We start from the raw sequence: 23,302 nt of genomic DNA, 5'->3' as shown, positions 1-23,302 counted from the left end.
CCACGCTTATTATGAAAAATCACTTACTGCGTTTCCTCGCGTCGATAGCTCTCGCCCTCTTGCCGTCCAGCCTGCTCGGCCAACAGGTTAACTATTTCATGTCCATAAACGGTCCGGCAATCGAAGGCGGCAGCCAAATTGTGGGCTATGAAAATCAGATTGAGCTCTTGTCCTACAGTTTGGGCGTCAGCAACAACCTCGTCGTTAACTCGGGAGGCATCTCGTCTGGCACATCCAGCTGGAGTGCGCTCAATGCGATCATCGAAACCGACTCAAAGGCCATCCCGGATCTCTTTCTGCTCGCCGCCAATGGCGCCAAAACTGAAGAAATTATTTTAACCGGTGTTAACTTGACCGGCCCATCGGGGAAAATTGAATTCCTCAAAATCACCCTGGAAGATTGCTATATTGCCTCCGTTGACCTCCAAGGCGCGGACGGCGACCGCGGCGTGTTCTCAGTCGACATTGCTTATTTAAAGATCACGATCGAAACGAAGACTGTTGATCCCAAAACTGGCGAAGCAGGCGATTCATTTTCCATGGGCTGGAATCTGGAAACCAACGAACCACTCTAGGAGGCGCTCAAATAGAGGGACACCGGGTGCCACCTTTTCCAACACCCGCTAGCCCTGAAAGAACCCGCGCTGCTTTTCCGAGATCGGCAGGCCGACCTTTTCCATCGCCAGGAGCATATCCTCCCACACGAGGCGCTTGGCTTGGTTGGTCTGGTTGCGGAGCAGGTAGCTCGGGTGGTAGGTGATGATCAGGGGCACGCCGGAAAACTCCAACCACTGCCCGCGGACTTTGCCCATGCGGCGGTCGGGGTCGTAGCCGAGCAGTCCGTTGGCCGCCGTTAAGCCGAGAGCCACAATCACCTTGGGCTTTACGATTTCCAGTTGGCCGATCAAATACGGCAGGCAGTAATTAATCTCGGCCTCGACGGGGGCGCGGTTGCCAAAGGGCTTATCGTGCTCGGGCCGCCAGTTCATGATATTGCCGATGTAGACCTGCTCGCGCTTCACGCCCATGGCGCCGATGATCTTGTCGAGCAGCTGACCAGCCTTGCCGACAAACGGCTCGCCCTGGATTTCCTCATCTTCGCCCGGCGCTTCGCCGCAGAAGAAAATGTCCGCATCGAGATTGCCGACGCCAAATACGACCTGCTTGCCCGGGCGCAGGTGCTCGTTGCAGACTTCGTCGGTCAGGACCTTTTCGCGGAGCCAGTCCCACTGCGCCTGCTTGTCGCCCTCTGGAAGCTCGAACGGCGTGGGCGCGGGAATCTCCTTCACGCCCTCCGGCAAGCCCTGCCCCTTTTGCGCGGCTTTCTTGGCCGCCACTCCCTGGCCTGAACGTGTCGAAGGCTTAGAGGCAGACTGCGGCTTTTCGGCATTGGCAATGAAATCCTTAATCACGTCCGCATCCTGCTTAATGCGCGGACGGCGCGATTGACCATGCTGATGCTGGGCCTCGAACGCGGGCTCGACCTTGCGGCCCTGTCCCGAGCTTGCCTCCGGATCAGGCAACGAACCCGCTGGCGCAGCCGCACGGATCTCACCGACTTTGGCGCGCAGAGCATCCAGCGTCCCTGGCTCCAGGTAAACCGAGCCCTGCCCGGCATCTCGCCAACGCTTGAGTTCCTCGACAACTGCTTCCAACTGAGCGCGCATGAGGAGAGGAAAAAGATTAAAGGAAAAAGATTAAAGGAAAAAGGCGCGGATGGCGTAGATTGAGGTATGAATCCCCTGACCGAGCGGTTCGTTTGAGATGTGCTGGAGGGCAATACTCCGTTGTTGCCACCCTTTGCCCGCTCACGCTGTTTGTTCCAGAGGGTGGCAACAATAGAATGTTGCCCTCCGGTAAGCCAGAGATGAAGGCTAATTCTCCTTCAGTCCATCTCTCCGCCCAAGCCACAGATACAGCTGCAGCGGGATACTGAAGGCCATGCTGCCGAGTAAGGACATGCAAATAAAGAACCCCCAGCCGGGCTTCTTCAGGCCGAGCTTGGCGATCAGGAAGGCGAAGAAAAACATCAGTAGGAAGGCCTCGGCCATGAAGACCTGGGCCAAGCCGTTGCTCATGCCGGCATCATACGTCGCCTGATCAGCGAGTGCGATATAGAGGAACGGACCGTTGATCACGCAAAAGCCAAGGATGGCGAAGATCAGGAAAACGGGACGTAGCGGACGGATGGAGTCGAGATTCATTGGCGGAATTGAGTTAAACCTTTCGCCACAGAATCCCATCCGTCTACTCCCGCAAACCGAGCTTGGCGGTAGAAGCTGCGACACTAGCGGCTATTCCGCTGACTGATGCGCCTTCACCCAACGCCGGTGCCACACAAACAGCCAGAGCCCAACAAAGCCCGCCAACGCAATGTAAGTTGTCGGCTCGGGGATCGGAGTCACACCTGCGTAGAGCACAGCTGAGTCACCCGAACCGCCACCCCAAGTCCACGTGTAGACCCCAGGCGTGATGCCGTAGGAAGCCAGCGACGCCCCCGTCCAAAAGGAAGTGCTGTTAATCGGCGTGCCCAACACATAATTTCCTTCCGTGTAGAGGCTCCCACCTGAGCCGTTAATTCCCGCAAATGGACCTGACGAACCACCTGTTGCAATACCAAAACCGCCACCTGAGCCGATCGACAACGGACCACTTAGGTTATTATACTGATTAAAACTGGTGCCAGTTCCAGCAACGAACAGTCCAGCCGAGGCATTCATGTTAGAGTTGCCCCCAGGCTGGTTGATTAAAGCGACGTTCAAGCCCGTGATACTATTCACGGACCCAGTCGCGGTAAGGACCAAATCCGATCCGACATCCTGCAATGAAAAGATCAACATTGCATTCAGGTTAGTTACTAAGACCAGTGGCAGAATGTAGCGTATAATACCCATATCCAGCAATTAATAACCCTACCATCTTGCAAATCAAGTGTAATTGCAGTCAGGGCCAAAAGATTCTTAGCTGATACATTCTCAACTGCAAATTAGATTGCGGGCGACCTCTATAAAAAAACTTCCGTGCGCGCTTGGCCTTGGAGGGGATATCTGCCAGATTCATACGTTATGCCCTTAATTGCGCAAAGCTGCCTCGATACCATCAACCAGCAAGTTAGCCTGGTGGACGTTGCGGGATTATACACGCAAATGAAGCGCGCAGGAGCCCAGTGGCGGGGCTTATCGCCATTTGGCAGCGAGAAAACGCCCAGCTTTTACGTCCACCCGGAGAAAAACGTCTTCCACGACTACTCCAGCGGCAACGCGGGGAACCTCTTCCGCTTTGTCATGCTCAAGGAAAACCTCAGCTTCCCCGAGGCCGTGGAATTCCTCGCCGAGCGCTACAACGTGCCGCTGGAATACGACAGCGACGGCATGACACCGGAGCGCGCATCACTGCGCAAAGAGCTGTTCCAGATCCACGAAGTCGCGACGGACTACTACCACCGCGCCTTCCACGCCGACCACCCTGAGGCTGAGTTTATCCGCGAATACTGGACCGAAAAGCGCCAGTTTCCGCTCGAAATGGCCGACGAATACAAAATCGGCCTGGCCCCCTCCTCCGGCGAAGGCTTTGTGAAATACATGGCAGGTAAGGGCTTCTCCATTGAGGCGCTCAAGGCCTGCGGCTTGCTTTACATTTACGACAACGCGCGGGACGCCTCCCGGGCCCGGCCCCGCTTCCGCGGCCGGTTGATGATTCCCATCCGCGACATCCAGGGCCGCGTCATTGCGTTCACCGCACGCACCACCGACCTCGTGCCCGAGGACGACAACTCCAAGGAAGCAAAATACGTTAACTCGCCCGAGACGCCACTCTTTACGAAAAGCAACGTGCTCTTCGGCCTCGACCACGCTCGTAAGCACATCGACGAGACCAAGGCCTTTGTCCTGGTCGAGGGCCAGCTCGACTGCTTGCGCTGCTTTCAGCAAGGCGTCCATGAGGCCGTTGCCCCGCAGGGCACGGCAATCACCGAAAACCAGCTTTCCCTGCTGCGTAAATACACGCCCAAAATCGAGGTGCTGCTCGATGGCGACCGCGCCGGACAAAAGGCGGCCATGCGGATGCTCCCACTGGCCCTCGCCGCCGGTCTGGAGGTGCATTTTCTCCCCCTACCCGAAGGCATGGATCCGGACGACCTGCTCCGCGATCAGGGAGCCAATGCCTTAGAAGAGCTCCGCGCCAAGCGCCTGAGCGCCGTCCGTTTTGCCGTCAATGCGCTACTGCCTAAACCCGGCCAGTCGACTCCGCGAGACAAGGCGGCGGTGCTGGAAACGATGTTTACCACTTTAGCCGGCTGCGATAGCGCCGTTGTACGAGGGGAATATTTGGACGAACTGGCGCATCTTACGCGCACTGACCGCTCGGCTTTGGAGACGGACTTCCGCCGCCACCGCCAGCGCGACCAGCGCGCTCAGGGCCAACCTGCGCCCCAGCCCGCCCAGCAGAACGGTAACACTGAAAAATTGACAAGCGCGGAGTCAGTCTTATTATTCACCGCTTTACATCGGCCAGATCTGGCCCAGCATTATGCACAAACCATTGACCATGAATGGCTTGACACCTCCCAACGAGACGGGAGGCTGCTTGGCCTTGTCCTAGCAGAAGCCGAGATTGATCAATGGGACGGCGCGGAAACACTGGAACCCCTTCTTGAAAATGAGGACGAACGGAACTATATTTACCAATTGCTCACGCGCGAACTTACTTTTGAAGACCCGATCCAAGCCGTTAATGAATGCATTCGCCGCTTATTCGAACAATACATCAAACGCGCCCAGCAAGATCTGGAAGAGCGTATTCTAAACGCTCAATCTGTCCCGCCTGAGGAAATGCGGAAGCTTCACCAGGAGCGCATCCGCCTTCGCCGCCTCAAGCTTCAGCCTCCCACCATTGAATTGCCCAACTAAGTAGACACACCCAGCAAAAACATGCCGTCCAAAGCCAAAAAGACCGCAAAAAGCCGTAGCACTAAATCCAGCAAGCCGCAGACCGCCGCAGCCGCCAAGGCCAAGGTGAAAGCAGCTACTAAAGCACAGGAAAAAGCTGCCCCTGAAAAGGCCAGCAGCGTCAAACCTGTCGCCACCAAGAAAGCTGAAAAGCCGGTGAAGGATGCGCAAGCCGCAGCCGACGCCACCGCGCACCTTAATGACAAAATCCGCATCCTGATCCGCACCTCCAAAGAGCAGGGTTACCTGACGGTGCAGAACATCAATGACGCGCTCCCGGAGAGTATCAACAACCCGGAAGAAATTGAGAACGTCATTTCCATCCTCGAAAACCTCGAGATCGACATCCTCGACAACGAAGAAGTCGAAAACTACAAGGCCCGCCTTGAAGAAGAGGAAGAAGAGGAAAGCCGCCAAGCCAACCAGGACATCCTCGATGACCCGGTTCGCATGTATCTCAAGCAGATGGGCCAGGTGCCACTGCTGACCCGCGAGCAGGAAGTCTCCATTTCCAAGCGCATCGAAAAGGCCGAGTCCAAGGCCATGGACCTGCTGTTCTCCGTTGGGCTGACCACAACTTACCAGATCGACCTCGCCAAGAAGCTCATCGACCGTGAAGAGCGTTTCGACCGCGTCGTCCTGGATAAGAAGATCGAAAGCCGCGAGGCGTATTTCAAGTCCCTGCCGCAGCTCATCGAGAAGTCCGACGACATCGAAGCGCGCTGCGAAAAGGCCTGGGCCGACATCCAGAAGCACGAGAACGACTCGCCCAACGAAAAGCGCGCCGTCACCCGCTTCAAGAAATACGAAGGCCAGCTCAAGCCGATCTTCAAGAAGTTTTGCTTCAAGATGAAGGTCTTCGAGGAGTTTTTGGACAACCTGTCCCCCACCCTGCGTGAGATCGAAGACCACCTCGACCACCTGGAAATTTCCAAAAAGGTTCAGCAGCGTAAGCACAAGAAGCACGACCCGGCTACCATCAAGCTGCGCCTCCACGACATCACCCAGATGTATCGCCTGGACGCCGCCGAGATGCTGGAGCTGATCCGCGAGGTGCGCCGCAACATGCGTGAGGCCCACCGCGCTAAGACCGAAATGGTAGAGGCCAACCTCCGCCTCGTGATCTCGATCGCCAAGAAATACACCAACCGCGGCCTCTCCTTCCTCGACCTGATTCAGGAAGGTAACATGGGCCTGATGAAGGCGGTTGAAAAGTTCGAGTATCGCCGCGGGTATAAGTTCTCCACTTACGCCACCTGGTGGATTCGCCAGGCGATCACCCGCTCCATTGCCGACCAGGCCCGCACGATCCGCATTCCGGTGCACATGATCGAGACCTTGAACAAGGTCATGCAGGTGCAGAAGCAGCTCCTTCAGGAACTCGGCCACGAGCCGACCCCGGAAGAAGTTGCCGATGAAATGGATCTGCCGGTCGAGCGCGTGCAAGCGATCATGAAAATGGCCCAGCAGCCCATTTCGCTGCAAAGCCCCGTAGGTGACTCCGACGACACCAACTTCGGTGACTTCATCGAAGACAAGGGCGCGGAAAACCCCTACGACATGACCGCCTACTCGCTCTTGCGTGAGAAGATCATGGACGTCCTCGACTCGCTGACCGAGCGCGAACGCCGCGTCCTGAGCCTACGCTTCGGCCTCGTCGACGGCTACAGCCGCACGCTGGAAGAAGTCGGCCGCCAGTTCAAGGTCACCCGCGAACGTATCCGCCAGATCGAAGCGAAGGCCCTCCGCAAGATGCGTCACCCGACGCGTATCCGCCAGCTCCACGGCTTCTTCGAAGGCGAGATGGACACCAGCGGCCCCGGCTTCGAGCACTTCAAGAAGTAAGGCTTCGCAAACTCTTTCATCAACAGCGTCGGAACATTCCGGCGCTGTTTTTTTGTGCCATCACACTCTCAACAACGCGAGTGCCATGCTTCATCCCCAAAAGATTGAAACCATGTGGAATATATTCAAAGCGCCTTACTCAAACTCTCAACATGAATGATTATACCTAAACCTCGGTGAAATCACACAGGCAAAAGTATTAAAATTGACAATATCAGGCGCAAATGGCCCTAATTAATCACCGCTCAGAAAAATAAAACGACCCAAATAAGGTCTGTACTACTGCACAATCATGAAGGGAATAACTCTACTGTTAACTTCCAGCATCATCACAAGTGCTTTGCCATCGCTATGGGCTGACGTCACCCCCGCTTATCAACTGGACCTCTCCGGTTCCGCAGGCAGCGATGGCTCTTACGGAAGCACCGATGATCCTGGCACTTCGGGAACTAGCGGCACAAATGGAGGTGACGCGACATTCAAAACGAGCGAAATCCAGTCAGAACTGCCCCAAAACTTGCCTATCACGATCATTAGCGACGGGGGCGTTGGTGGAAATGGTAATCGTGACGCCAAGGATGGCAGCGGTGGCAACGGCGGCAACTTGGATATCACCATCGACACTGCCCTCGATCAAGAAATCGTGCTACGACCGGCAGTGACGCTCTCTGCATCCGGTGGCGACACCGGAGGCGGTAATTTCTCGGATGGTTACGCCATGGAAAACATTACCCCCATAACCACCGTCGGTGGCAATGGCGGCTACCTGGCTTTAACCATCGCGGAAAATGGCAGTCTTCAGTTTGCTGGCCCCCTCACCGCGGGCATTTCGATGCAAGCTGACGGCGGCGATGGCGGCCATGGCGCCAGCAAAAACAGCCACTTCTGGGAGGACAATGACTACCCTGGCACCGGCGATATCGGCGGCAATGGAGGCGACGCCCACCTGACCATCAATGGCTCACTAACCGGAGAAAACCTTTCCCCCAGCGTCACCGGCGTCACCATATCCGCCAGCGGTGGCGATGGAGGCAATGGTGGCGATGACACGGCCGAAGGAACGGGAGTCGCCGGTGACTCCGCCCCTGCTGGAAGTGGCGGCAAAGTGACCGTGGACATCGGCAAAAAGGCGATCGTAAAACTTTCAAGCGACGGTGTCCCAGCGATCATCGCTCAAGCCAATGGCGGCAGTGCCGGCAGTGCCGGCAGCGGCGAAACGGGCACTTGGGGCAGCGCAGGCGGCAACGGCGGCAGCGTTAGCTTCACCAATTCCGGCCATATTTCTACTGACGGAGATGTAGCGCCAACCGTAACCTTAGAGTCAATTGGCGGCGACGGAGGTGACGGTTCCGGGGGAAGCTCTAACGATTACGGCGGCATAGGCGGTAACGGCGGCGACATCACCTTCACCAATGAAGGTAGCATCTCAACCACGGGCGACCACTCATTTGGCGTTGTATTGCAAAGCGTAGGCGGCACGGGCGGAAGCGGTGGCGACGGCATTTTCCATGGTGGCGATGGTGGTCAATCCGCCAAAGCGGGGACGGTAACCATTACTGGCTCAACCACAGGCATCACCGGATCCATTTCGACTCAAGGCGACAACGCCATCGGCATCATTGCCCAGAGCATCGGTGGGGGCAACGCATCAGGCGCGCTCCAAGTGGCGAATAATGCAGCTCAGGACAGTGGTTCCGGCGCATCAGGGGGAAGCCCCAGCGGTTGGTTCTTCAGCCAAGGTGGAGACGGCGGCACGGGTGGCGATGGCTCAAAAGTATCCATTCAAAATAACAACGCAATCACCACTGGCGGCTCCAACGCTCCAGCGATTCTGGCGCAGAGTCTCGGCGGCGGCGGCGGGCAAGGAGGCGACGACCAAACATCGGGCATCATCGTTACCGTTGGCGATGCCGGTAGCGGTTCCCAGGGAGGAAAAGGCGGTGATGTCACTATTTCTGATGTGATCAACGCGGATAAAAAACAATTTTACCAAGCCCCTATCGTAACGTCTGGCGTATCCTCCTCCGGCATCGAGGCCTTCAGCATCGGCGGTTCGGGAGGCATGGGCGGTGCGGCTTCGACCAATGACTACACCCTCGGACTCGGAGTCAACATCGGTAAAGGCGGTGCCGGCGGTGATGGCAACAATGCCGGATCCGTGACCATCGACTACCACTCCGACATCACCACCGAGAGCTCGGACTCCAGCGGCATCGTCGCTGTGAGTATTGGTGGGGGCGGCGGCAAAGGCGGCCAGGCCTCTGCCCTCTCTTCGGTGCTAAGCCTGCCAGATGTGCCTTCAGCCAGCGCCACGATTGGCATTGGCGGCGACGGCGGCGGCGGCGCAAGCGGCGGCAAAGTCCAGGTCGACACCCACGGCATGATTGTCACCAATGGCATGCAATCACGCGGCATTTACGCGAGCAGCATCGGCGGCGGTGGCGGCATGGGCGGCAACGCCCTCACTCAGACAAACACCTACGGCGGCGGCAAGCAGGCAAACGTGGGCGTATCCATTGGAGGTAACGGTGGCGATGGCGGCACCGGAGGTGAAGTGGATGCCCACGTCCACACGGACAGTGTCATCATTACCAATGGCTTTGCCTCTGATGGCATTCATGCCGTCAGCGTTGGCGGCGGTGGTGGCGATGGCGGCACCGGCTCCAGCTCGACCACCACGCCCAGCATCAAGCTCGAGTTTGCGGGAGACATCCAATATCTCTCCCTGTCCAATAGCACCAATATCGACACCAATATCTCGATTGGTGGCTCGGGCGGCAGCGGGAACCACGGTGGTAAGGTCAACGCCACCAATGACGGTACGATCATCACCGGTGCCAGCGACTCCCGCGGCATTTTGGCTTACAGTATCGGCGGTGGTGGTGGCGCAGGCGCTTCCGGGGCCAGCTCCAGTGCGCAGAACATCAATATCGGATTCAATATCGGCGGCTCCGGCGGCAGTGGCTCTCATGGCGATGCAGTCACCGTCAGCAACACCAAAAACGCCAACATCATTACCAATGGAGATGGCTCACACGGCATTCACGCGCTATCAGTGGGCGGTGGTGGAGGCGTCGGCGGAACCCAAACGGCGGACGCTGACTTCGAAGAACTCCATGAATTCGTGCAAGATAAAATCGAAGGTTACGTGGGCGAAAAGTTCGGCTTCGGCAAAGACATTTCCAAGATCAAGGACTTACTGAACAACAAGCTCAAAGACAGCGCGCCCGGTGTCGCCGACGACTTGAAAGACTACCTGAACAGTGAGGATGACGAGGAAGGCGACGATGGCATGCCCTCCATGAGCTTCAATGTTGGCATCGGCGGCTCTGGCGGCGCGGGTGGCGATGGCGGAACCGTCACCGTGACCAACGAGGGGAATATTGAAACCTTTGGTGATGCAGCCTTCGGTATTTTTGCCCACTCAATTGGCGGTGGTGGTGGCGCAGGCGGCATCGCTGGCCAAGATGGCACCACCTTCGAAAAAGACCTGTCGGCAGCGGACCCGTTTGACAACAACTTCGGCGTTGGCGGCACAGATGGAGCCCAAGGCGATGGTGCCGCAGTGACAGTTACCCACGCTGGTGAGATCACCACTCACGGACATTCTTCATTCGGCATCCTTGCTCAAAGCATCGGCGGCGGCGGCGGCGTGGCGGTCTTCTCCACAACCGACAGCACCTTCGGCTTGGATATATCTGGCCAGCTCGGCAGCGCAGGTACCAATGGCAGCCATTCCCAGAGCGACATAGTCACGGTCAACGTGAATAAGAGCAGCTCCATCGAAACCTACGGCTCCGAGTCTCATGGCGTCGTAGCACAATCGATTGGCGGCGGTGGCGGCCTTTTCCTAGTGAATCCATCGGATAGCGACGGCAGTAGTGGCGTCGCGACAGACCCCAATTTCGTAACGCAAATCGAGACGATTCTGACAGACAATGGCGTTGATTTAAATGACTTAAAGAATGACTACATCAACAGCCTCAACAACGCGACGGGGACGATCGCTCTGCAGCTTGGCAGTGATTGGAGCAACAACGGCGATGGTGGCGATCTGATCATCAACCACGATGGAGCCATTACAACGCACGGCGATAACGCTTTCGGCATTCTTGCGCAAAGCATCGGCGGCGGTGGTGGCCTTGGCTCCGATGGCGTAGGCACGAACACCCAGCAAACCGTGACCGGATACTTCGGCGCGGGCTACGGCAATGCAGGCTACCTTACGATAAACCTCGGCAACCGCGCTTCGATTCAAACCAGCGGCAAAGGTGCCGTAGGCATTTTCGCACAAGCAATTGGTGGTGGCGGTGGCTATACTGGAGCCTTTGAGGGTGCCGTTGACTCGCTCCGAGAATTCCTCGCAGCAGCGCCGGAAGGTGGTTCCAGCGGCAACGCAAGCACCGGCAACCTTTCCATCGTGATGGCGGATGAAAACGCCCACTCGGTTCAGATAAAGACCACCGGCGATTATGCCCACGGTATCTACACACAGAATCTGGCCAATGGCGGTGGCGCAGTTGGCTCGGCAGGCGGCATTACCATCCACGATTTCAACGGCCACTCGTACCGTGGCAGCAATACGCAAGGAGGCTCTACTGGCAATACCATCATCGATCTGGTGGGCACCATTTCCGCAACCGGATATCAAGCTGTCGGCATTTTTGCACAGAATGGTATCCTGGCCAGCGAAGGCACCGTGTTCTCCGACTTTAGTGACTCTTACGGAAGCATCGAGTTGACTCACAAGGGTTCCATCACGGGCGGCGATGGCCACGACGCGGCTGGCATCTGGCTCGATGGCGGCAATGACAGCAACAGCATCAACTACTCCCATGGCACACTCAGCGCCAAATCCGGCACCGCCATCAGCCTCAGCAACACCGGACAGACTACCATCAATAATAACCTCCTCGGCGTTATCATTGGCAACATCCGCACCAACGACAGCAGCTCTGCGATTACCTTTAACAACAACCAACACGCATCCTACCAGCCGGGAGATTCCATTGATCTCAATGGTGGAGTGTTCAATAATGCTGGCATTTTCGATATCGCTGGCCCGGGTGTCATCGGCAAGAGCACACTCAATGGTAGCTTTACTCAAACGCAGACCGGCGTGTGGAACCTGGACCTCAATGGCCGCACTTCTGAGAACGACATGTTAACCGTGTCCGGTGGCAGCACTTCACTAGCGCAGGGTAAGATCAAGCCCAACTTCGTCAAAGACGGCTTGCCCACCGATTTGAGCACGCTGAACGGCTCGGAATTTACCATCCTCAAGAGCGGCCTATTGGAGGACATCAACACTGAAGGCATTCAGATAACCCAGAGTTCCATGGTGAATTTTAGCATCGTGCAAGACAACGGGATCTTAAGCGACGTTCGCCTGAAGGCCAACGTGGATCCGCACAAGGCGCTAAAAGACCTTGGCGATTCTCGCCCCAATGTCGGCGCATCGGCCAACTATCTGAATGCGCTCATCAACACCTCTGGTGCACACAGCACGCAGGCCAGCACTGGCGAAACCGGCGAGCACATCACGCATTTGCTGAACATCAATTCGTCCGGCGAATACCAAAAGGCGCTGCAAGATCTGTCTCCGGAAGTCCATACCGCCACGCAGGCCAGTGCCGCACACAGTGCCAGTAGCTTCCAAAAGAGCCTGCACTCGATCCCGGTCTTCGTGGGCGACACGGCTCAGCTTTCCGAAGCCAGCGGTGCTTATGCGCGGACCACTTATACAAACCTCGAGCATAGCAACAGCCAACAGATTTCCGGCTACGACCAGGACGACACCGTGTTCCACTTTGGCGGCCAGCAGGAGCTGCACGATCGTTGGTATCTCGGCGGCGGCCTCAACTTCACCAGCCGCAATGTTACGGCCACCAACGTTCCATCATCCGGCAACGGTGACTACTACGCCGGTGGTGCCGTGGTGAAGAAAATCCTCGATGAGAATTGGCTGCTGTCCGGCTCCATGGGCTTCACCTACGGAGAGATGGATTATTCCCGTGTCGTTAATTCCGGAGGCACGCTCCGCACTGCCACCTCTACGCAAAAGAACTACATTTACTCGGGACGACTCCGCGGTGCCTATAATTTCGATATGGGCATGTGGTATATCCGCCCCGGCTCCAATATCGATCTGATGCACATGAACATCCCCGCCTACACTGAATCCGGTGGTGGCGCGCTGAACATGCACTTCAACGAGAGCAACCTGACGCAGGTAGGCCTGAATCCCGAAGTGGAAATCGGCGGACGTATCAACATCGACGATTCGGTGCTGCGCCCCTATGGCCGGTTTGGTGCTGAATGGTGGTCGAACTCCAATCACACCATCACTTCTCGCCTGGCCTCCACGCCAGCCGGAAGCCCTACCCTCACGACTTCCTACGAGGGCGATGACTGGGTCGGCAATGTGGAGATCGGCATCGACCTGATTAAAGCCGATGCCGCCGAGTTCCGCCTACAATACAACCTGGACTTTGGCCAGAACTTCCTCGCGAATTCCGTCTCCTTCCGCGCTGGCTTGCTGTTCTAAGAACTACTTTGCAGTGCAAAGTTAGTCCTGAATTTTCAGCCGGACGAACACGCTCTCCGAGGCCAGATCGGACTCGATTTCGAGGACCACTGGCTCGGTCGATGTCGCGCGGAAGCTTTCTACGGTTTCCCAAGTTTCCAAGTCGTTCGAGAGCTGCACTATGTAGCGATTGGATGATACCTGAGTGAACGACACCAACACCACATCAGTCGAGTCGGCCTCCCCGTAGTCGACGCCAGGCGTCGGCGTGCCGTTGTAGCTATTGGGATCGGTGCCGAGGAGCTGCTCGATTTTATTGGTCAGGCTATCGTTGTCGGGGTCAGCAGTGCTGGAGATCGATTCGTCATCGCCCTCCGGATAATAAGTCAGGATGTAGGCCATGTAATCCTGGTCGCCGACTTCTTCCGTCGCGCCGGAATACACGCCAATATCATTACCACTGAATTCATTGTAAGCCTTGGCATCGTCGTCGGGGATCGTTTCCGTGTCGGTTTCAACGACCAGAAAGGCGTCGTCAGTACTGCTAAGCTGCGAGGGATACGCCAGAATGTAGATCGTGTATGAGCTGTCGATGTCCACATTATAAAAGCGCCAGAACCCATCGGCATTCGTCACTACTTCCAAATCGACGCCCTTATCGTAGGAGCCGTTTCCGTTTTCATCGAGGTAAAGCGTTACCCCGGATACCCCTACTTCGTCATCGTCGAAGATGCCGTCTTCGTTGGTGTCTTCGTAAACATAACCTGAGATCGAATCGAGCAAGTTGATGTCGAAGTCGACTTCGATCGAATCGCCATCCACGTAAGTCGTGGTGATCAAGTCGAGCGAACTGGTGTTGGACTCATAGCCATAGGGAATGACTACTCCAACGGTCGCCTCCCCCTCCGGCACGTTGTCGAAAATATAATTTCCGTTGGAGTTGGTGATCGCCGCCAGGTCCACGCCCGCGTCGTAATCCAAGTCGCCGTTGACATCCAAATAAACGCGGAAGCCTTCGAGCACATCGCCCTGAATGCTGTCGTAAACGTTGCCATAAATCGACGGCGAGACCTTAAACGGCCCATAGTAATGCGAGTAAGTAATCTGCTGATGGCCGTTGTCGATCAGCGCATACATGTAATATTCGTCGGTCTGGTCTTCGCCGATATTTTCAATCGTCCAATCAACCGAGCGCGAGATTGTCCCTCCCGAGCCATCGCCATCGTAGCTGAGCTGCGACTCGATCACGGTGCCGTCGTAGTCTTCTGAATCCGTGTCGACGAAGATCGAAATCGTTGCGTCATCCGAGAACTCAGACGTTGAGAAATATTCCAAATTGATGGGCAAGGTTTTGCCGCTGATCAGGTAGGTATCGCTATTGACGGTTTGTGAATTGGTCGAATCGATCGTCAACGAATCAATGGCGATCGTGGGCTTGTCGTAATCATAATACGTGCGAACCGAAGGCGTGTCGAACTGCACCTGCGCATCCGTCGTATCATAGGATGACGGATAGGTAAGCGTGAGCGTATAAGTGCCGCCGGCCAATTCGTATTGCTGAATCTCGCCGTCTTCAGTGAAGAGATACCCCTCCGAGGTGAACAAGCCGCCGCTGCTATCCGCCAAAGTCAGCACCGGACCGTCGTCCATATTGGTCACGTCAGCGCTGTAGGAGTAGGTGCCCGTGTCGCTGTCGAAGGCCTGCTCATGTAGGACGAGCGGCGTTTCAATCGTGGCACCGCTGATGCTAACCGGCCCGGTGATGATGACGTTCATTTCTTCCACTGTCGTCGGGTCGGCGTCGGTGTCGGTAAGATCATACAACCCCCAGTCCATCGAGAGCGCAAACCCTTTGGCCTCTTCCGGCACCTCGAAGGTGTAAACCTGCTCGGTGTAATCCGTAGTCGTGGCAAAGAGGAACGAGCTGGCGAAAAGTGACGAGCTTTCGATATCGCTGATTTCGTCCTTAATGTCGGATATATCACCACTATCGATCAAGCTGATGTCGCTGTTGTGGAACTTGTATTTGATGCCCAATTCCTCAGAGAAGAAGATAAAGCTGATCTTCGTCCAACCGGCGGCAAAGCTGCTGGAGGTGTCGTTAAAGTCGATGAGTACATCCACATCGACCTCACCCAAATTGTCTCCGCCAATGAGCGGGATAGAACTCGGCACCCGCACCTCGGCCTTCGAGGCGGAAACGATGTATTCGTCGTCAATAAACAGTGAGGAGGATAGCAAAATGCCGTAATCGCTGGGAAGCTCCAGAACGCCCATCATGAAGTAAATGCCATTAGCCCAATCGATATCCATTGAAGCAATGCCAGTAGAAATGACGGACTTCCATTCGTCGTCATCCTCGTAGGCACCAACGTAAACCGCGTCCGTCATGGTGAATCCGGTACTGCTGATCGTAACTTCGCCTTCAATGTAGATGAGCGTCACCGTTTCACCATCGAGGCTGAATTGTCCACCGAACTCCAAGCCGATCGTGCCCATCAAAATAAGGTCCGCTGGCTGATCGAGGTTCTCCAGCGTCACGCTAAGCTTGGCCACATCGATGCCGGTATCGAGGATCTCGATACCTTCCGACGTGCCCGTGACTTCGTAATCCACATAGATCTCCGAAATCTCGCCATCGTTCACGCTAACCTCCGTGTCCAACGTGCCGCCAAGCTCCGAAATGTAGAGGTCCAGCTCGATATCCACCGAGACATCACTATGGCTCTCACTGAAAGAAACTTTGACCTCCTGCACCTGAGCGAAGCCGACATCGATGCTATCGATCTCAATGGAGATGTCGTCAATTTCCCAGGAGTTACCACTGATGATCAGGCCCGGCGTATCGCTGTCCCCCAAAGTCACGGAGACGTCCCAAAGCGTATCGAGCTCCACCTCGCCCGAGACGGTGAAAGTCGAGTCCGAGTAAGTGATGGTCAGCGGGTCATCATCCGGCAGAATGAATTCAAAGCCCCCAATGGAAATATCTGTCGCAACGCCGATGCTCAGCGATTTGAGGGCGCCCTTTTTAATTTCCAAGCCGGGCGTGTCGGAGTCGCCCAACGTGCAATCTAGCTCCTGGTCATCCACGGTGATGTCGATATCGCCATAGACTTCGTAAAGGTCGTCGTCGGAATTATAAACGAAGGTCAGGCCGTCATCGCCGAGATTGATCTCCATATCGTAAAGCGTGAAGTCGGCCGAGACCGTGGCGTCGAGTGAATCGAGCTCTAGGTGGTTGCTGTTATTCGTCACCATCACCAGCCCGGGGTCTGAGGAGTCGCCCGCGGTGATACTCAGCGTCTGGTCATCGAAGGTCACGCTCAGGCCACCATAGATTTCAAACGTGTCATCGTCGAAGTTGTAGCTCACGCCGAGGTAGTCGCCCGTCGTGGCAATTTCCAAGTCCGCCAGCGTGATGGAGTCCGAGATGCCGAAGTCAAAGCTCTCCAGTCCCTCATCGTTGATCACAAGCCCCGGTGAGTCCGAATCGCCAAGTGAGAAATCCACCGAGTCCGTGTCGGAGCCGGTGCTGATCGAGAGACTTGCGTCACCGTAAATACTGAAGTCGCCCGAGTCCGAATCATAGAAAAAAGTCAGTGGGTTGTCTTCGTCGATGCTGATGTCCAGCCCCAGCATGGTGAAGTCCGACGAGACCGAGGCCTCCAGCGAAACCAGCGACCACGAGCCGGAGTCGTCCTCGATAACAAGCCCGTCGTCGGCAAAAGCGACCACGAAAGACTCGTCTTCCACCGAAATCGTCGACGTGCCGCTGGCCGAGTAAACACCGGAGTCTTCAGTGAAGGTCAGGTCGTCCACCGTCACAGTAATCGGCCCAAAGGTGATGTCGTCAGTGGGAGCGGCCTCGATCTCGACCATGATGATTTCTAGCTCGTCCGCAGACAAGCGCGTCGTTGTGCCAACCATCGCCAAGGCGGCGAGCATAATAACAGAGAGGAAACGTATCATGCCGCCATCATGCCAGAACGAGCATTAACGAGTGCTTAACACCGAAACGATTTCGCAGCGAAGATACAAAAAAAGCCCGACCACTAACGGCCGGGCTTGATTAAAATAGTTGCTTGATCGCTTAGCTCTGGAGGCCGGCGAGTGCCATTTCCTTCTCGTCGAGAAGCTCCTGGTTGGACTTGGCGATCTGCTCCTTGGCGTAGTCGCTGAGCTGGATGCCCTTGACCACTTCCCACTTCGAGCCGTCGCTCTTGATCGGCAGCGAGGTGATGATACCTTCCGGCACACCGTATTCACCATTGGAGAGCACGCAGACGCTGTGGAAGTCGCCCGGCGCAGTCGGAGTGGTCAGGCTGACCACGGTATCGACCACAGCGTTGGCGGCGGATGCAGCGGAGGAAGCGCCACGCGCGGCGATAATGGCTGCGCCACGCTTGCCCACGGTCGGCACAAAAGTGTCCTTGAGCCAAGCTTCGTCGTTGATGACTTCCGTCGCAGGCTTGCCGTTGATCTTGGTGTTGTAGAAATCCGGGAACATCGTCGGCGAGTGGTTGCCCCACACGCAGAGATTGGAAACGTCCTTTACGAGCACGCCAGCCTTTTGCGCAAGCTGAGTCTTGGCACGGTTTTCGTCGAGGCGGGTCATCGCGAACCAGCGGTCAGCCGGAATCTTCGGCGCGTGCTTTTGTGCGATGAGGCAGTTGGTGTTGCAGGGGTTACCCACGACTACGATGCGCACGTCGTCCGCAGCGTTGTCGTTGATGGCCTTACCCTGGCCAACGAAAATCTTGCCGTTGATACCGAGCAGGTCAGCGCGTTCCATGCCCTGCTTGCGCGGCACGGAGCCCACGAGCAGCGCCCAGTTCACATCCTTGAAGCCCTCGTTGAGGTCGGACGTCTGCACGATGTCGGTCAGCAGCGGGAAGGCGCAGTCGTCCAGTTCCATGGCGACGCCCTTCAGTGCGCCGAGCGCGGGTTCGATCTCAATGAGGTTCAGCGCGACGGGCTGGTCCGGACCAAACATTTGGCCCGAGGCGATGCGGAAGAGAAGCGCATAGCCGATATTGCCGGCTGCGCCCGTAACGGCGACACGGATGGGTTTCTTGCTCATGCTTTTTGTGCGATAAGGGTTGTTTTTGTAGAGAACGTAAGAACTCATGACCGGGGATCAGGTTGAGAGGTTTTGAAAGAATATGAAAGATTTCTTTCGATCATGTCAACGATGACCTCGGCCAAGATTTGATTAAAACATCTAATCATCGCCCACGTGAAGCAGAAACGCTGATGTCGCCCCGATATTAGCATCGCTGTAACATGCTAAAAGGCCACGGAATCATGAGAGAGAAAGTGCTTGCTACGGATTTCATGATACATGAAATTAATATCCATGGAAATCTTAATGGGTCTAGACTTTGGGTTAAGCATGTTGATGTGGCTGATCTTCGGAACGGTCATTAATGCCTGCTTCCTCAAAATTTCCATTAAAGTCATTTGTAAGCGCCGCTACCCGCTAATCGATGCTTGCAGCGTTTCGATCAAGGTTGTTTTGGGAGTCGCCGCAATTCAAATGGTTTTTTGGCTCATCGGTATGTATACGCCTGAGTTCCTGCATATTCTCCTGCTTTTGCTTTATTTCATCGCCAGCTTCATTTTATCCGCAGTGATTAATGCGCGCTTCATAAACTCTCGCCGGGGCCTACCCATCGGCCTCAAGAGAGGCATCCTGATCCAACTGATACAAACCGCGCTCTACATCGCCACAATGATCCCGTTCTTTATTCTTGGGATACTCATCGGCATGAGTACCACTCCGACTCCGGTTGTTTAGTCGTAGATTCTAAGAAACCTATTCCGCGATTGCGTTGTCGAAAGGGCTACGTAAATCTTGGTCATTGTATGAACCGCTCCCTCCTCCTTGTCATTTGCGATTTCCTGCTGCTCAGCTTGCTGGCGCTGGCGCGTTTTGACGAGCCCGAGGACCAGACCGCGCCTGAGGCCGAGCAGGCCATTGAGCAGGACGCTATGGCCAACCAGGACTTGATCGACGTGCTCAAGATGTCCCTCGACGCCGAAGAAGAGAACCGCGACGAGCTCTCCACGGTATTGGCCGAAACCCAGGAGCAGCTCGAGGCACGGGCAAAGGCACTAGCCGAGCGCGAGGCCAAACTTGAGGAAACCCAGAAAACCGCTGAGCAGCTAGCCGCGGAAAAGGAAAGTTTGGAAAAGCAACGCGCCGCACTCGCGGCCGAGAAGGCTCAGGCCGAAGCCGAGCGCGCCAAACTCGCCGAACAATCCAAGGCTGCTCAGGAAAAGCTCGCCGCCGCCGAGCAAGACCGCGTCGAGCTGGCTAAATCTTTGGCTGAGGTTAAGGAAACCGCCGCCACCTCCACCGAGCGTCTGCGCGCCATGCAGAAAGAACTCGAAACCAAGGCCAAGCTCGCGGACGAACTCGCCGCCGAGCGCGAGCGTTTGGCCAGCGAGGTCAAGACTGCCGAGTTGGAAAAACAAACGCTCGCCACGCAGCTCGAAGTCACCAAGGCCGAAGCCACCGCCAAAGCCGAACAACTGGCCCTCGCCCAGCGCGACATCGAGATCACCCGCATTGAAAAGGCCAACCTACAGGAGACCACGCAAACACTGGCCGAAGGCGTTGGGCAGTTGGCGGAATCGACCGATCAGATTCGCGCGGAAGTCAAGCGCGCGCAGCCCCTCTCGATGAACACCATTTTCGACCGGTTCCAGAAGAATCGCGTGCGCATTAACTTCGACTCCACGGAAGCGGGCGTGTTTGGCAACACGAGCGAGAAATACCAACTCGACACCATTCTCGTGCGTGATGACGGTAACGTTTATGCCCTGATTCCGGCCAACAAGACCCCCTTCACCGAAAGCGGGTTGCGCGCCGTCACGGGCACCATTCGCTACGGAAACCGGGTAGGCCGTTTTGAAAGCCTCGGCGTCCTGGCCGCCGACCCACGCATTCTCACCCTGCGCCTCCCGGCGGATTTTCCCGACAGCTGGGGCGTCGCCGCGTTCAGTCTGGCCAGCGACCCGCTTAAATTCCCAAAGGCGGTCCTGGTGAGCAATCAGGGGAAGTTTGGCGAAGTCGGGTTTAAGCTCGTCGCAGCGCACCCGGAATACCTCGACATGGATACCTCGATTTTCAGCGAGCTCTTTGGCGAGTTCAACCCGCGCGAGGGCGACCTGGTATTTTCCCAAACCGGCGATTTGATCGGCACAATGGTCAACCGCCAATTTGCGGTCATCGCGCCCACCGCGGCACAGACCAGTAGCATCCCACTAGGCTCAAAGTTTAGCGAATCCCAAATCCGTGCCTATCAGCAGCGTCTCTCCGCCAACGCCTCCACCCTGCCCCCGGACTTGCGATAAGCTGCGCGCGCTTCTTTTATATCTGCGCTTGAATTGGCACCACGCTAGCTTAGGATGAAGCTATGACGCGCGGATTGGACCCACTGGAACGCTACTACGGAAGCATGTTGGGCTTGGCCATTGGCGACGCCATGGGCGCTCCCGTCGAGGGGCTTGCTCCGGGCATGTTTCCAAAGGTAACGAATTTTTCCGGCGGCGGCGTAAACAACATCGAGCCCGGCGAGTGGACGGATGACACCGCCCTGGCCATGTGCTTGGCCGAAAGCCTGGTCGCCAAAAACGGATTCGATGCCCCTGACGCCATGGACCGCATTCGCCAATGGTGGCGCGCCGGCTATTGGAGCTGCCGCGAGATCGCCTTTGGCATCGGCACGACAACGCAGGCCGCCATCGAATATTATGAGGCCGAGGGTGCGCCCTTCTCCGGCCTGTCCACCGAATCCAGCGCCAGCAACGGCTCGCTCATGCGCCTGGCACCGGTGCCGCTTTACTATGCGGAATCGCCCAAGGACGCCATTCAATTTTCCGGCGACAGCAGCCGCCTAACGCACGCCGCACGCCTCTGTGTGGACGCCTGTCGCTACTACGGAGCGCTGATCGTCGGTGCCGTGCAAGGGGTGCCCAAAGACGAGTTGCTTGCGCCCGGCTACTCTCCCGTGCGCGGCGTGTGGCTGTGCCAACCGCTAACGGGCGAAGTCGAAAACGTCGCCCGCGGCTCCTACTGGGAAAAAGCGCCGCCCGCCATCCGCGGCCGGGGTGACGTGATCTCCTGCATGGAGGCCGCGCTTTGGGCCTTTGCCAGCACGGATAACTTTGCCGACGGCGTCATCGCTGCGGTCAATTTGGGCGAGGACGCCGACACCACCGCCGCCGTTTATGGGCAACTGGCCGGTGCCTATTACGGCATCAGTAGCATCCCCGACGGCTGGCGTGACACAATTCTCTACCGTAAGAAAATCATCCGTCTCGCCGAGCGGCTTTACCAGGCCTCACGCGAGCTGGCCGGAAAATAAAAAAGACCGGCTGGCCGTATTTCGCCAACCGGTCCGCAAAGGTTACACGTCCTCTCAAGCGACGCCAGCCACCTCCATCCGCACACCCGCCAGGCTGAACTGGTTGCGGTTGATGTCGTCACGCACGTCTTCGATTTCTTGCTTCATGGCGCGCATATCGTCGACCATTTCGGCAAAGCCACGCATGCCGGCGATGTCGTTTTGCAGACGCTGAATCGACTCTACAATCGTCGCGTAGTGCTCTTCCACGGCTTCGAGACGACGCTCAAGTGTAGCAATATTAACCTCGCTGGGTGCCGCCTCTTCAGCCAGCTCCGACTCAGCCTTAGGGGGAGTCGGAGGCGTGGGTACGCGGAAAAAAGTCGTGTGCCCCTTGGACGGCATCGTGCCCTTGCGCATGGCCACCTTCCGCCAGCGCCCAACGGGCGAGATCGGCTCATCGGCGTGGCAAACGCTAAACGTCGAATCCGGGTCCCAACTGACGGTCTCCTCAATCAGGGACAGGCTAAACGGGCGATCGATCACTTGGCCGCCTAAGGCCAGTCGCCAACAATCGCGCCGGTTGTGGAACTCCATTTCGCGGCGCAGCGTAGACAATGTGACATATTTATTCATATGCCAGTAAGAAGCAGAGGCCGGCCAATCTATTCCCGGAAAAATAGTGTGATTAACCTAGCACACTACTGGGGGTTCTATTTCAGCTTTTGACGCCCATGCGGTCACCCATGCGCGCATAGAGCTCGCGGCCCGCACCAGTGTGCTCGATCAAGTCGCTGGCCAGCGTCACCGCGCCGGGCTCAAACAACGTAATCGTGCTCGATCCGCCAAATGCAAAATAGCCCTTTTCTCCGCCCTTCTCGGTCCACTGGCCGGAAACATGCGTTTGCAGAATCGTCCCGACACAAGTTGCGCCGACCTCGACCAGGGCAACATCGCCGAACTCCTCGCTTTGCAGGACCGTTACCACGCGCTTATTCGTCCAGAAGATTTCAATGCGCTGCCGCAGCGCGACGGGATTCACCGAATACAGCGGGCCCGCCAGCTCACGCGGCGTCTGGCGTGGCGAGTCCGGCACCCCTGCCGCCGGAAAATGAAAGCGGTGGTAGTCCGTCGGGCACAGCCGAGACAGCACCAACGCGCCACCACGAAAACGGTCCGCCAAGGCCGCATCGCCCAGTAGTTTGCCCAAATCGAAGCTCTGTCCTTTGACGAATACGCGGTCAATCGCGGACGAATCCGCCCAGCCTAAATGCCGCCCGTCAGCCGGAAAAACCACGCTATTGGGGTCCGGATCGATAGGCCGTGCCTCCGGCTTAAGCTGCCGAGAGAAGAAGTCATTAAAGCTCTCAAAATAGTCCGGCGGCTTCAAAAAGTCCGCCACATCGAGCCCGTATTCTTTGATAAACGGAAACACCTGCGCCGCCGAGGCCTTGCGGGACATTTTCCAGCCATACCAGCGCGAGAACCACGCACGCTTCGCAGCCAGTTCGACGGTCAGCCGCCCCATCGGCGTGCCATAGGCCCACGCAAGCCATTGCTCGCCAAAGACTTGCTCGGTCTCAATCTGCCCCGTGTAGCGGTTATAAAACTCAATCGGCTCCATGTTTTGCAAA

14 protein-coding genes are annotated in these 23,302 nt (G+C 56.7%); 7 read left to right on the top strand and 7 right to left on the bottom strand.

From position 1 onward, the window contains the following. Nucleotides 1-11 precede the first annotated feature (11 nt). Nucleotides 12-575, top strand: coding sequence for a type VI secretion system tube protein Hcp (locus O3S85_RS02680; protein WP_269537675.1), 564 nt, complete (start codon nucleotides 12-14; stop codon nucleotides 573-575). A 48-nt stretch (nucleotides 576-623) separates the two neighbouring features. Here O3S85_RS02680 and O3S85_RS02675 read toward each other — a convergent pair whose 3' ends face one another. From O3S85_RS02675 to O3S85_RS02665, 3 genes are all read right to left on the bottom strand, one after another. Next, nucleotides 624-1,667 carry a uracil-DNA glycosylase gene (locus O3S85_RS02675; RefSeq protein WP_269537674.1) on the bottom strand — a complete coding sequence of 348 codons (1,044 nt, stop codon included), beginning with the start codon at nucleotides 1,665-1,667 and terminating at the stop codon, nucleotides 624-626. Nucleotides 1,668-1,874: 207 nt separating this feature from the next. Further along, nucleotides 1,875-2,204 (bottom strand): hypothetical protein, encoded by a 330-nt coding sequence (locus tag O3S85_RS02670; protein ID WP_269537673.1) that lies wholly within the window; start codon nucleotides 2,202-2,204, stop codon nucleotides 1,875-1,877. A 90-nt stretch (nucleotides 2,205-2,294) separates the two neighbouring features. After that, nucleotides 2,295-2,840: a PEP-CTERM sorting domain-containing protein gene (locus O3S85_RS02665; protein WP_269537671.1), complete on the bottom strand. Its 546-nt coding sequence runs from the start codon at nucleotides 2,838-2,840 to the stop codon at nucleotides 2,295-2,297. Between the two features lie 225 nt (nucleotides 2,841-3,065). Here O3S85_RS02665 and dnaG point away from each other — a divergent pair, with 225 nt between their 5' ends. The 3 genes from dnaG to O3S85_RS02645 all read left to right on the top strand — a co-directional run bounded on the left by dnaG (nucleotide 3,066) and on the right by O3S85_RS02645 (nucleotide 13,338). Continuing rightward, nucleotides 3,066-4,907, top strand: coding sequence for a DNA primase (dnaG, locus tag O3S85_RS02660; protein ID WP_269537669.1), 1,842 nt, complete (start codon nucleotides 3,066-3,068; stop codon nucleotides 4,905-4,907). Between the two features lie 21 nt (nucleotides 4,908-4,928). Further along, nucleotides 4,929-6,791, top strand: a complete 1,863-nt coding sequence (rpoD, locus tag O3S85_RS21185; protein WP_332107527.1) for an RNA polymerase sigma factor RpoD — start codon at nucleotides 4,929-4,931, stop codon at nucleotides 6,789-6,791. Nucleotides 6,792-7,083: 292 nt separating this feature from the next. Then, nucleotides 7,084-13,338: an autotransporter outer membrane beta-barrel domain-containing protein gene (locus O3S85_RS02645; protein ID WP_269537667.1), complete on the top strand. Its 6,255-nt coding sequence runs from the start codon at nucleotides 7,084-7,086 to the stop codon at nucleotides 13,336-13,338. A 21-nt stretch (nucleotides 13,339-13,359) separates the two neighbouring features. On the opposite strand, the gene O3S85_RS02640 is transcribed toward O3S85_RS02645, so the two are convergent. Together O3S85_RS02640 and O3S85_RS02635 are read right to left on the bottom strand one after the other, a co-directional pair. Beyond that, nucleotides 13,360-17,286, bottom strand: a complete 3,927-nt coding sequence (locus tag O3S85_RS02640; RefSeq protein WP_269537665.1) for an SdrD B-like domain-containing protein — start codon at nucleotides 17,284-17,286, stop codon at nucleotides 13,360-13,362. A gap of 121 nt (nucleotides 17,287-17,407) precedes the next feature. Continuing rightward, entirely contained in the window at nucleotides 17,408-18,397 is a 990-nt protein-coding gene (locus tag O3S85_RS02635; protein WP_269537663.1) for a malate dehydrogenase, read from the bottom strand. A gap of 276 nt (nucleotides 18,398-18,673) precedes the next feature. Between O3S85_RS02635 and O3S85_RS02630 the strand changes: the two genes are divergently transcribed. The 3 genes from O3S85_RS02630 (at nucleotide 18,674) to O3S85_RS02620 (ending at nucleotide 21,689) form a co-directional block, all read left to right on the top strand. After that, the gene (locus tag O3S85_RS02630; protein WP_269537661.1) at nucleotides 18,674-19,114 is read left to right on the top strand and encodes a hypothetical protein; all 441 of its coding nucleotides are present in this window, start codon (nucleotides 18,674-18,676) and stop codon (nucleotides 19,112-19,114) included. A 68-nt stretch (nucleotides 19,115-19,182) separates the two neighbouring features. Further along, nucleotides 19,183-20,676 carry a coiled-coil domain-containing protein gene (locus O3S85_RS02625; RefSeq protein ID WP_269537659.1) on the top strand — a complete coding sequence of 498 codons (1,494 nt, stop codon included), beginning with the start codon at nucleotides 19,183-19,185 and terminating at the stop codon, nucleotides 20,674-20,676. Between the two features lie 62 nt (nucleotides 20,677-20,738). Further along, nucleotides 20,739-21,689: an ADP-ribosylglycohydrolase family protein gene (locus tag O3S85_RS02620; RefSeq protein WP_269537658.1), complete on the top strand. Its 951-nt coding sequence runs from the start codon at nucleotides 20,739-20,741 to the stop codon at nucleotides 21,687-21,689. A gap of 54 nt (nucleotides 21,690-21,743) precedes the next feature. On the opposite strand, the gene O3S85_RS02615 is transcribed toward O3S85_RS02620, so the two are convergent. Then, nucleotides 21,744-22,304, bottom strand: a complete 561-nt coding sequence (locus O3S85_RS02615; protein ID WP_269537657.1) for a hypothetical protein — start codon at nucleotides 22,302-22,304, stop codon at nucleotides 21,744-21,746. 82 nt (nucleotides 22,305-22,386) lie between these two features. After that, complete coding sequence (locus tag O3S85_RS02610; RefSeq protein WP_269537655.1) at nucleotides 22,387-23,292, bottom strand: phosphatidylserine decarboxylase; 906 nt, start codon at nucleotides 23,290-23,292, stop codon at nucleotides 22,387-22,389. Nucleotides 23,293-23,302 lie beyond the last annotated feature (10 nt).

The sequence above is a fragment of the Cerasicoccus sp. TK19100 genome (genome assembly GCF_027257155.1).
GTDB lineage: Bacteria > Verrucomicrobiota > Verrucomicrobiia > Opitutales > Cerasicoccaceae > Cerasicoccus > Cerasicoccus fimbriatus.
The sequence above is the reverse complement of the archived record's forward strand: the minus strand, read 5'-3'. Positions and strand labels throughout refer to the sequence as shown.